A 10,381-nucleotide genomic window follows, 5' to 3' on the forward strand; every position below is an offset into this window, starting at 1 on the left:
GGACCATGCCATGCCTACCCATACGTCACCGTCCGACAGCGAGCTGCGCCCGGTGCAGGGGTTGGCACGGACTGCGCTGCTGAAGAAGCTCAGCGGCGACGAAGGCATGTTCGCGCTGGGGGCGTCGGTGGCGCGCGTGGTGCAGCTGGCCGATTCCGACGACCAGGGCACGCAGAGCCTGGCCTACTACGTGCTGTCGGACGTGGCGCTGACGCAGAAGGTGCTGCGGCTGGCCAACACGCCCACCTACCGCGCCGCCGGCGGCACCGCCGTCACCACCATCTCGCGCGCGATTTCCCTGCTCGGCTTCGACAACGTCAAGACCACGGCGATGGCCATGCTGCTGGTCGATACGCTGGTCAACAGCAAGCACGCGCACAGCGTGCGGGTGGAGCTGGAGGCGGCGCTGTGCGCCAGCCTGGTGGGGCGCGAGATGGCGCGCTTCAGCGTCTACCAGGGCGCCGAGGAGGCGGCCATCGGCGCCCTGTTCAAGAACATCGGCGCGCTGGTGGTGGCCTCGCACGAGCATGGGCTGTTCCGCGAGATCGCGCTGCTGACGGCGGCCGGCAAGCTGACGCAGGCGCAGGCGGCCCTGCAGGTGCTGGGCTGCAGCTACGACAGCCTGTCGGCCGCCATCCTCAACGAATGGAAGATCCCGGACGTGATCGTGCGCTCGCTGGCGCCGCTGCCGCCGGGCGCGCTGAAGCCGGCCACCGGCCGCCAGGAATGGATGCGCCAGGTGGTGTCGTTCAGCATGGAGACGGCGCGCTTGCTGGCCCGCCGCCAGGGCCCCGACAGCGCCGAGGGCAGGGCGCTGGCGCAGCGCTACGGCGCCGCGCTCAACCTCGACCATGAGCGCCTGGCGCAGATGTTTTCCACCGTCGCGCGCGACATGGACGGCTTGCTGGAAAGCCTGCAGATGGGCGGCCACGCCGATCCCGACGAGGGCGGCCCGGGCCTGCCGAGCGTGCTGGCGCAGGCGGCGATGAGCGCGGCCGAGCCGGCGCAGGGCAGCCACCCGAGCGGCAAGCCGTACAACGCGCGCGAGCAGCTGCTGGCCGGCGTGCAGGAGGTGACGCAGATGCGCGCCGGCGGCCACGGCAAGGTCAACGACATCATCCAGGCGGTGCTGGAGACGCTGTATCGCGGCATGGGCTTCCGCTTTGCCACCGTGTGTCTGAAGGATATGCGCAGCGGCCAGTACCGGGCGCGGGTGGCGTTCGGCGAGCGGCATGTGGAGCGCCAGGCCGGTTTCGTCTTCCCCACCGCCAGCAGCGATGACTTGTTCCATCTGGCGATGCAGAACAACGCCGACTTGATGATCGCCGACGCCAGCACGCCCAAGATACGGGCGCTGCTGCCGGAGTGGCACCGCCAGCTGCTGCCCGATGCGCGCAGCTTCATCGTGCTGCCGCTGGTGGTCAATTCGATCCAGCTGGGGCTGTTCTACGCGGACCGCGCGCTGCCGGCGCCGGAAGGCGTGCCGCCCGACGAGACGTCGCTGATCCGCGCCCTCAAGGGCCAGGTGCTGGTGGCGCTTACGCCGGGCTGAGGTCGGCCCCGGCCATGCTTTCGCTGCGCACCATGGCTTCGAACTGCGCCACCGGCATCGGCCGCGCGAACAGATAGCCTTGCGCTTCGTCGCAACCCTTGGCGCGCAGGAAGCTGCGCTGGGCCTGGGTCTCCACGCCCTCGGCCACCACGCCCAGGCCCAGCGAATGGGCCAGCGCGATGGTGGCGGCGACGATGACGGCGTCGTTCGGGTCGCTCTCGATATCCTTGACGAAGCCGCGGTCGATCTTGATGCGGTCGATCTCGAACAGCTTCAGGTAGCTCAGCGAGGAATAGCCGGTGCCGAAGTCGTCGATCGCCACCTTGATGCCGCGCGAGCGCAGTTCCACCAACAGCGCGCGACTGCGTTCCGGATCCTGCATCGCCGCCGATTCGGTGATCTCCAGCTCCAGCAGGGCCGGGTCGATGCCGTGGGTGTCGAGCAGGCGGTCCAGGTGGGGCAGCAGGCCGGCGCCGTGGCACTGGCGCGCCGACAGGTTGACCGCCAGCCGCAAATGCTCCAGCCCCGGCGCGCGCCACGAGGCCAGCAGGTGGCTGGCGCGTTGCAGCACCCAGTCGCCCAGCGGCAGGATCAGGCCTGATTCCTCGGCGATCGGGATGAAGCGGTCCGGGCCCACCATGCCCAGCTCCGGATGGTGCCAGCGCAGCAGCGCCTCGGCGCCGATGATGCGGCCGGACGCCAGTTCGATCTGCGGTTGCAGGTAGAGCTCGAATTCGTTTTGCTCCAGCGCCTGCCACAGGCGGTTTTCCAGCAGCAGGCGTTCGTGGGTGGCGGTGTTCATCTCGGCCGAGAAGAACTGGAAGTTGCCGCGCCCCTGGCTCTTGGCGGCGTACATCGCGGTGTCGGCGTGGCGCAGCAGGGTGCTGCCGTCTTCGCCGTCGGACGGGAACATGGCGACGCCGACGCTGGCGCCGCTGTGCACGGTCTTGCCTTGCAGGTGGTAGGGCGAGCCGAGCGAATCGACGATGCGCACGGCGATATTGGACGCCTCGTCCGGCGTCACGCTGCCCGAGGTGACGACGATGAATTCGTCGCCGCCCAGGCGGGCGATGGTGTCGACTTCGCGCAGCAGTTCCTGCAGCCGCTGGGCGACGGCGACCAGCAGCAGGTCGCCGGTCTGGTGGCCGTGGGTGTCGTTGATTTTCTTGAAGTGGTCGAGGTCGATGAACAGCACGGCCGCCGCGCCGCCGCTGCGGCGGGTCTGCGCCAGCAATTGATCCAGACGCAGGTTCAGCGACAGGCGGTTGTCGAGGCCGGTCAAGGTGTCGTGGTGGGCCAGACGGTGGATGCGCTCCTGCGCCAGCTGCTGTTCGGTCAGGTCGTGCAGGATGGCGACGAACAGGTGCTCGTCCGGCAGCTCCACTTCGCTGACCGACATCGCCAGCGGGAATTCGTTGCCGTCGCTGCGCCAGCCGGTCAGCTCGTATTCGTGGGTGACGCCGCAGGCGATCATGCGCAGCAGGCCGGCCGCGTCGAGGCCGGCGGCGTCGCCGACGCCGACCGGGATCAGGCGGTCCAGCGGCAGCGCCGTCATGTTTTCCGGCGCGTAGCCGAACAGGCGGCCGGCGGCGGCGTTGGCCGACATCAGCAAGCCGTTGCCGTCGATGGTGAGGATGGCGTCGGCGGCCTTGTTCAGAATCGCTTGCAGCCTGGCTTCGCGTTCGCGCAGGCGCGCAGTGCTGTCCTTGACCTGGGCCTGGATGCGGGCGCGCTCGCCGCTGATCAGCATCATCAGCGTGCCCAGCAGACCGGTCAGCAGCAGGCCGCAGGTCAGCACGGTCCAGCTCTGCCAGCCGCGCTGCTGTTGCAGGTAGGCGGGCGTGGGCGCCAGCGTCAGCTCGTAGATGCGGCCGCCGAAGTGCAGCTGGCGCTGAAAGTCGCCCTGCTCGGCGGCGCGTTGCAGGCTGTCGCGCACGATGTGGCGCGGGCCGTCGTCGTCCATGTCTTCGAAGCGTATCAGGAAGTGGCCGAACTCGGAGCGCCGCAGCGCCTGGTCGAGGTAGGCGTCGAACTGCATCGAGATCAGCAGCGAGCCGATGGCCTGGTGGCGGTTGTTATTGGGATAAACAGTTTGCAGCAATAGCAGGCCGGCGCTGGACTGCGAGGGGATCAGCAGCAGCGGCGCGGTGGCGGTGGGCTGGCCGGACTGGATGGCGCGCTCCAGCGCGGCGCGGCGCTGCGGGTCGGACAGCAGGTCCAGGCCCTGGTAGGCGCGGCTGGCTTCGGGTTCGATGAAGGTGGCGACGAAGTAGTGCTCGCGCTGCACGGCGGTGTGCAGCGTGCCGTCTTCGCTGCGCTGGCGGATCTCGAACCCCGGCGCGACATGGTCGCGGGCCCAGGCTTCGAAGGCGGGGCGTTCGCTGCCGGCCACCGGCGTCAGCCAGGACATCGACAGCAGCTCGGGGCGCTGGTCCAGGTAGCCGTGCGCCAGGTTGCCGAAATCCTCGGGGCTGAGCGTGCGGCGCGGATCGTTGAGCGCCTTGGCCATCGCATAGATGAAGCGCTCGTGCTCGCTGAACTGCGCTTGCAGCAGGTCGCCGGTCTGCTGGGCCTTGAGGCGGAAGGCTTGCAGCTGCTGGTTGTTTTCCCAGCGGTCGGCCTGCAGGTAGATGGCGATGAAGGCCGCCGCCGACAGCAGCAGCGGCAGGCCGACCAGCAGCCGGCGGCGCGACCACAGCGCGCGCGGGCGGCCGATGACGATCCAGGTCAGCGGCGCCGCCAGCAGGATGCCGATGGTGTCGCCCATCCACCAGGCCAGCCAGTCGAGGAAGATGCTGTCCCATTGCAGGATGCCGAGCAGGCCCATGCCGGTCAGCGAGACGGTGCTGCTGATGACGGTGACGCCGGCGGCCAGCAGGATGAAGCGCACCACGTCGCGGCCGGAGCCGATGGCGGGATCGATATAGCGGCGGAACAGGGTGCTGCCGGCCCAGGCTTGCAGCGCCGCGCCCAGCGCCGGGGCGAGGGCGCCGGCCAGCGCGGTGGCGCTGATGCCGTCCGGGCTCATGGAGGGATAGACCAGGTTGACCGCCAGCGAGCCGAGCGCCACGGCCGGCAGCAGGCCGCGCCCGCCGATCACGCAGCAGGCCAGCGCCAGGCCGGCCGGCAGGAAGATCGGCGAGGCATAGCCCGGCGGCAGCGCCAGCAGCAGGCCGAGACGGCCGGTGACGAAGTAACAGGCCAACAGGCCCACATTGGCCAGCACCAGGCTGCGCAAACTACCGCTACGGTTGTTCAACTGCGGGGCTCCAGATCTCACTATCGTCAGCCGATTGTATAGGAATTTGTGCAACGTAAAAACAACACTTGCACTTTTGCAGTCGGTGCAGTTAAAATCTCGCCCCGAAGCAGACAGTTCATCCGGATGACGCGAAATAACGTTGAGAAGGGTTGACAGGTCAAAGTAGTTGCTTCATACTCTGCGGTTCCTCGCGGAGGGGTGGCCGAGTGGTTAAAGGCGACAGACTGTAAATCTGTTCTTTCGAGTACGCTGGTTCGAATCCAGCCCCCTCCACCAAGTTTTTGCAAAAAGACTGGGTGACGCAAGTAGATGAAGTAAGAATTGAACAATCCTCGCGGGTGTAGCTCAATGGTAGAGCAGAAGCCTTCCAAGCTTACGACGAGGGTTCGATTCCCTTCACCCGCTCCAGTGTTGTTGCAATGCAGTAGTACCCCATAAGCCCTTTTAGCTCAGTGGTAGAGCACTCCCTTGGTAAGGGAGAGGCCACGTGTTCAATCCACGTAAAGGGCACCAGAATTCGCAGTATCCCGCAGTACCGCAGCATATAAACACATACGCAGCAATATCAAGACAGTCGGGCGCACGCCCGGGCAATCACACCAAATCGTTAGGAGTCTAAAATGGCAAAAGAGAAATTCGAGCGGACCAAGCCGCACGTTAACGTCGGCACCATCGGCCACGTCGACCACGGCAAGACCACCCTGACCGCTGCGATCGCAACTGTTCTGTCGAAGAAATTCGGCGGCGAAGCTAAAGCATACGACCAGATCGATGCTGCTCCAGAAGAAAAAGCACGCGGCATTACCATCAACACCGCACACGTCGAATACGAAACCTCCGGCCGTCACTACGCTCACGTTGACTGCCCAGGCCACGCCGACTACATCAAAAACATGATTACCGGTGCAGCGCAGATGGACGGCGCGATCCTGGTTTGCTCCGCAGCTGACGGCCCAATGCCACAGACCCGCGAGCACATCCTGCTGGCCCGCCAAGTTGGCGTTCCATACATCATCGTGTTCCTGAACAAGTGCGACCTGGTCGACGACGCAGAACTGCTGGAACTGGTTGAAATGGAAGTGCGCGAGTTGTTGTCGAAGTACGACTTCCCAGGCGACGACCTGCCTATCGTAAAAGGTTCGGCACGTATGGCTCTGGACGGCGACACCGGCCCAATGGGCGAGCAAGCCATCATGGCCCTGGCCGAAGCACTGGACAGCTACATCCCTACGCCAGAGCGCGCAGTGGACGGCGCCTTCCTGATGCCAGTTGAAGACGTGTTCTCGATCTCGGGTCGCGGTACCGTTGTGACCGGTCGTATCGAGCGCGGCATCATCAAGGTCGGCGAAGAGATCGAAATCGTTGGTATCACCGACACCGTCAAAACCACTTGCACCGGCGTGGAAATGTTCCGCAAGCTGCTGGACCAGGGTCAAGCTGGCGACAACGTTGGTCTGCTGCTGCGCGGCACCAAGCGTGAAGACGTACAGCGTGGTCAGGTTCTGGCGAAGCCAGGCTCGATCAAGCCGCACAACCACTTCACCGGCGAGATCTATGTTCTGTCGAAAGACGAAGGCGGTCGTCACACCCCGTTCTTCAACAACTATCGTCCACAGTTCTACTTCCGTACGACTGACGTGACCGGTTCGATCGAACTGCCAGCGGACAAAGAAATGGTTATGCCAGGCGATAACGTGTCGATCACCGTCAAGCTGATCAACCCGATCGCGATGGAAGAAGGTCTGCGCTTCGCTATCCGCGAAGGTGGCCGTACCGTTGGTGCAGGTGTTGTAGCGAAGATCATCGCTTAAGGAATACTGGTCTTACCACCAGGGGCGTCTCTGGTGGTATAATCGATATCCTTTGTAGTTTTACGTAGGGACGTAGCTCAATTGGCAGAGCGTCGGTCTCCAAAACCGAAGGTTGGGGGTTCGATGCCCTCCGTCCCTGCCACCGTTTTCAGGTGCAGGGCACCGAAAGTAAATATAAATGTCAAATCAATCCGTGCAGACCGTCAGCACGTCGAATGACAAGATTAAGGTTGCTCTGGCAATAGCCATGGTGATCGCAGGTGTGGTCGGGTTTTATTACCTGTCAGACAAACCAGCTCTCGTACGCGCAGGCGCACTTGTAGCTGGTTTGGCTTTTGCCGTTCTGCTCTTGTGGACCTCGACGACTGGCCGTGAATTCCTGAATTTCGCCAAAGAAGCCGTGCGCGAAACGAAAAAGGTCGTCTGGCCTACTCGTCGCGAAGCTACCCAGATCACGGGCATCGTGTTTGCCTTCGTGCTGGTGATGGCGCTGTTCCTGTGGGGCACGGATAAGACACTCGAGTTCCTGTTGTACGACGTCATTCTGGGCATACGAAAATAATGAGCGAAAATGTGCAAGATGAAGTGCCGGGCGAAGTTCCGGCACAAGATGCTGGCGCAGCGCCTATCAGCGTCCCAGTCAGCAACAAGCGCTGGTACGTTGTACACGCGTATTCCGGCATGGAAAAAAGCGTCCAGCGTGCACTGACGGAACGCGTCGAGCGCGCCGGCATGCAAGACCAGTTCGGCCAGATCCTGGTACCGACCGAAGAAGTTGTCGAAGTCAAGAACGGTCAAAAGTCCGTTACCGAACGTCGTTTCTTCCCAGGTTATGTCCTGGTTGAGATGGAAATGACCGACGAAACGTGGCACTTGGTGAAAAACACCAACAAAGTGACCGGCTTCATCGGCGGCAAATCGAACAAGCCGACCCCGATTCCAGCGCGCGAGATCGACAAGATCATGCAGCAGATGCAAGAGGGTGTCGAGAAGCCACGGCCGAAAGTGCTGTACGAAGTGGGCGAGCAAGTCCGCATCAAGGATGGCCCGTTCACCGATTTCAACGGCAATGTCGAAGAAGTCAATTACGAGAAATCCAAAGTACGCGTCTCGGTCACGATCTTCGGCCGCGCTACTCCGGTGGAACTTGAGTTCGGCCAGGTCGAAAAAGTATAAGCAGCACCGTTCGCCAGAACGGGCGACGGTGTAAAAACCTGACAAATCTGGCAAAGAGGAGCCCCGCCCTGCAACTGCGCATGGTGGGGCGCTACTACTCATATCCAAGATAGGAGCCATCATGGCAAAGAAAATCATTGGTTTTATCAAGCTGCAAGTGCCAGCTGGTAAAGCAAACCCATCCCCACCGATCGGTCCAGCTCTGGGTCAACGCGGTCTGAACATCATGGAATTCTGCAAAGCGTTCAACGCGCAGACCCAAGGTATGGAACCAGGCATGCCGATTCCAGTCGTGATCACCGCGTTCGCTGACAAGTCCTTCACCTTCGTGATGAAGACGCCTCCAGCAACCTTCCTGATCAAGAAGCACTCGGGCGTTGTCAAAGGTTCGCCGAAGCCACATACCGACAAAGTCGGTAAGCTGACCCGCGCTCAAGCTGAAGAAATCGCTAAATTGAAAACCCCTGATCTGACCGCTGCCGACCTGGATGCTGCTGTACGCACCATCGCTGGTTCCGCACGTTCGATGGGCATCACGGTGGAAGGTCTGTAATCATGGCAAAACTGTCCAAACGCGCAAAAGCTATCAAAGCTAAAGTTGATAGCACCAAGTCCTACGCATTCGACAACGCAGTCGCTCTGATCAAAGAACTGGCTACCGCCAAGTTCAACGAATCGATCGACGTGTCGGTACAACTGGGCGTAGACCCTAAGAAGTCGGACCAAGTCGTTCGCGGTTCCGTCGTGCTGCCAGCTGGCACCGGCAAAACCGTTCGCGTTGCTGTGTTCGCTTCGGGCGACAAAGCTGAAGCCGCTAAAGCTGCTGGTGCTGACGTTGTTGGTATGGAAGACCTGGCCGAGCGCGTCAAAGCCGGCGACATGCCTTTCGATATCGTCATCGCTTCGCCAGACACCATGCGTATCGTTGGTACCCTGGGTCAGATCCTGGGCCCACGTGGCCTGATGCCTAACCCGAAAGTCGGCACTGTTACCCCTGACGTCGCTACCGCCGTGAAAAACGCGAAAGCCGGTCAAGTTCAGTACCGTACCGACAAAGCCGGTATCATCCACGCGACCATCGGCCGCAAATCGTTCGCTGACGCAGATCTGAAGAGCAACCTGGTTGCCCTGATCGACGCACTGAACAAAGCTAAGCCAGCTACCAGCAAGGGTGTCTACCTGCGCAAGGTATCGCTGTCGTCGACCATGGGCGCTGGCGTCCGTGTTGACCAGGCTACCCTGGCTGCTTAAGTACCAGTTTAAGTCCTTGTATCGCCTTAGCGCGGTATGGGGCAGTTCTTTGGGCTGGCCGTTTCTTCGGGAACGGCCAGGCAATCAAAGACCGTTGGGCCGGGTGCATCAGGCAGGCACCTAGTTAATTGAATTTTTCACCCAACGCAGATGGTGTACCCGATCAAGTTTCGTAGTCCATTGGACTCCTAAACCTCGGACGCCGTTGTTCGAACCGATGGCAGGCAGTTTGCCCGTCATCATTTAAGGAGGTTGACCGTGGGTCTCAATCTGAATGACAAAAAGGCCGTAGTCGCCGAAGTTTCCGCAAAAGTAGCAACTGCGCAAACTATCGTCGTGGCCGAATATCGTGGCATCCAGGTTGCTCACTTGACGCAACTTCGTGCTAAAGCGCGCGCTCAAGGCGTGTACCTGCGAGTGTTGAAAAACACCCTCGCACGTCGCTCCGTCGAAGGCACGCAGTTCGCCGGCCTGGCAGACAGCATGACCGGTCCGTTGATCTACTCGATCTCGGACGATGCCGTTGCAGCAGCTAAAGTCATCGCTGACTTCGCTAAAACCAACGACAAACTGGTCATCACCGCAGGTAACTACGCAGGCAAGCAGCTGGATAAAGCAGCTGTTGCAGCGTTGGCGAGCATTCCTTCCCGTGAAGTTCTCATTTCGCAGCTGTTGGGCGTTATGCTGGCTCCGGTGTCGGGCTTTGCACGTGGTCTGGCTGCTCTGGCAGCGAAAAAATCCGAAGGTGCTCCAGCTGTTGCCGAAGTGGCCGCAGAAGAAGCGCCAGCAGCAGCCTAATCGCTGTAGCCGGATCTTTTCTCAAGTACCAATCTGATGTATTAACGAATCAAAAAATTATTGGAGTTTCAAATGGCAATTAGCAAAGACGACATCCTGAACGCAGTTAGCGAAATGTCCGTAATGGACCTGAACGAACTGGTCAAAGCTTTCGAAGAAAAATTCGGCGTTTCGGCCGCTGCAATGGCTGCTCCAGCAGCTGGCGGCGCAGCTGTTGCTGCTGCTGAAGAGCAGACCGAATTCAACGTTGTTCTGACCGAAGTCGGCGCGAACAAAGTTGGCGTAATTAAAGCAGTTCGCGAAATCACCGGTCTGGGCCTGAAAGAAGCCAAAGACGTGGTTGATGGCGCTCCTAAGACCGTTAAAGAAGCCCTGTCGAAAGCTGACGCTGAAGCCGCTAAGAAAAAGCTGGAAGAAGCTGGCGCCAAGGCCGACCTGAAGTAATCAAGTTGTACGGCGGCTAGTTAGTTAGCGCCTCGAGCCAAAGCTGCGGATTTCCTCTCGAAAGGGAGGAAATCCGGCTTTGGCTCC

Annotated in this window: 9 protein-coding genes and 4 tRNA genes; 12 read left to right on the forward strand and 1 reads right to left on the reverse strand. The window is 61.5% G+C overall.

Going from position 1 to position 10,381, the window contains the following annotated elements; translation table 11 throughout:
* Positions 1-10 precede the first annotated feature (10 nt).
* Complete coding sequence (locus tag GEV01_RS23030) at positions 11-1,552, forward strand: HDOD domain-containing protein (protein ID WP_152807837.1); 1,542 nt, start codon at positions 11-13, stop codon at positions 1,550-1,552.
* Here GEV01_RS23030 and GEV01_RS23035 read toward each other — a convergent pair.
* Positions 1,539-4,811 (reverse strand): EAL domain-containing protein, encoded by a 3,273-nt coding sequence (locus tag GEV01_RS23035; RefSeq protein WP_152807838.1) that lies wholly within the window; start codon positions 4,809-4,811, stop codon positions 1,539-1,541. The genes GEV01_RS23030 and GEV01_RS23035 overlap by 14 nt on opposite strands.
* A gap of 195 nt (positions 4,812-5,006) precedes the next feature.
* Here GEV01_RS23035 and GEV01_RS23040 point away from each other — a divergent pair.
* The 11 genes from GEV01_RS23040 to rplL all read left to right on the forward strand — a co-directional run bounded on the left by GEV01_RS23040 (position 5,007) and on the right by rplL (position 10,294).
* Positions 5,007-5,090 (forward strand) — tRNA-Tyr (locus GEV01_RS23040).
* 58 nt (positions 5,091-5,148) lie between these two features.
* Positions 5,149-5,222: transfer RNA gene (locus tag GEV01_RS23045), tRNA-Gly, on the forward strand.
* A gap of 30 nt (positions 5,223-5,252) precedes the next feature.
* Positions 5,253-5,327: transfer RNA gene (locus tag GEV01_RS23050), tRNA-Thr, on the forward strand.
* A gap of 107 nt (positions 5,328-5,434) precedes the next feature.
* Positions 5,435-6,625 carry an elongation factor Tu gene (gene tuf, locus GEV01_RS23055; protein WP_152807839.1) on the forward strand — a complete coding sequence of 397 codons (1,191 nt, stop codon included), beginning with the start codon at positions 5,435-5,437 and terminating at the stop codon, positions 6,623-6,625.
* A gap of 66 nt (positions 6,626-6,691) precedes the next feature.
* A tRNA-Trp gene (locus tag GEV01_RS23060) sits at positions 6,692-6,767 on the forward strand.
* Positions 6,768-6,803: 36 nt separating this feature from the next.
* Positions 6,804-7,187 carry a preprotein translocase subunit SecE gene (gene secE / locus GEV01_RS23065; protein ID WP_152807840.1) on the forward strand — a complete coding sequence of 128 codons (384 nt, stop codon included), beginning with the start codon at positions 6,804-6,806 and terminating at the stop codon, positions 7,185-7,187.
* Positions 7,187-7,801, forward strand: coding sequence for a transcription termination/antitermination protein NusG (gene nusG, locus GEV01_RS23070; protein WP_152807841.1), 615 nt, complete (start codon positions 7,187-7,189; stop codon positions 7,799-7,801). Before secE ends, nusG begins: the two co-directional genes overlap by 1 nt.
* Before the next feature lie 121 nt (positions 7,802-7,922).
* Positions 7,923-8,354, forward strand: coding sequence for a 50S ribosomal protein L11 (gene rplK, locus GEV01_RS23075; RefSeq protein WP_008444110.1), 432 nt, complete (start codon positions 7,923-7,925; stop codon positions 8,352-8,354).
* A 2-nt stretch (positions 8,355-8,356) separates the two neighbouring features.
* Positions 8,357-9,052 (forward strand): 50S ribosomal protein L1, encoded by a 696-nt coding sequence (gene rplA / locus GEV01_RS23080; RefSeq protein WP_070272341.1) that lies wholly within the window; start codon positions 8,357-8,359, stop codon positions 9,050-9,052.
* Positions 9,053-9,310: 258 nt separating this feature from the next.
* Positions 9,311-9,850 carry a 50S ribosomal protein L10 gene (rplJ, locus tag GEV01_RS23085; protein WP_070359471.1) on the forward strand — a complete coding sequence of 180 codons (540 nt, stop codon included), beginning with the start codon at positions 9,311-9,313 and terminating at the stop codon, positions 9,848-9,850.
* 72 nt (positions 9,851-9,922) lie between these two features.
* Positions 9,923-10,294, forward strand: coding sequence for a 50S ribosomal protein L7/L12 (gene rplL, locus GEV01_RS23090; protein ID WP_008444126.1), 372 nt, complete (start codon positions 9,923-9,925; stop codon positions 10,292-10,294).
* Positions 10,295-10,381 lie beyond the last annotated feature (87 nt).

This window comes from Rugamonas rivuli (assembly GCF_009380165.1).
GTDB classification, from domain to species: Bacteria; Pseudomonadota; Gammaproteobacteria; order Burkholderiales; family Burkholderiaceae_D; genus Rugamonas; species Rugamonas rivuli.

Coding starts and splice junctions, on each gene's coding strand:
- GEV01_RS23030 (WP_152807837.1), top strand. CDS start 11: ATGCCTACCCATACGTCACCGTCCGACAGCGAGCTGCGCCCGGTGCAG.
- tuf (WP_152807839.1), top strand. CDS start 5,435: ATGGCAAAAGAGAAATTCGAGCGGACCAAGCCGCACGTTAACGTCGGC.
- secE (WP_152807840.1), top strand. CDS start 6,804: ATGTCAAATCAATCCGTGCAGACCGTCAGCACGTCGAATGACAAGATT.
- nusG (WP_152807841.1), top strand. CDS start 7,187: ATGAGCGAAAATGTGCAAGATGAAGTGCCGGGCGAAGTTCCGGCACAA.
- rplK (WP_008444110.1), top strand. CDS start 7,923: ATGGCAAAGAAAATCATTGGTTTTATCAAGCTGCAAGTGCCAGCTGGT.
- rplA (WP_070272341.1), top strand. CDS start 8,357: ATGGCAAAACTGTCCAAACGCGCAAAAGCTATCAAAGCTAAAGTTGAT.
- rplL (WP_008444126.1), top strand. CDS start 9,923: ATGGCAATTAGCAAAGACGACATCCTGAACGCAGTTAGCGAAATGTCC.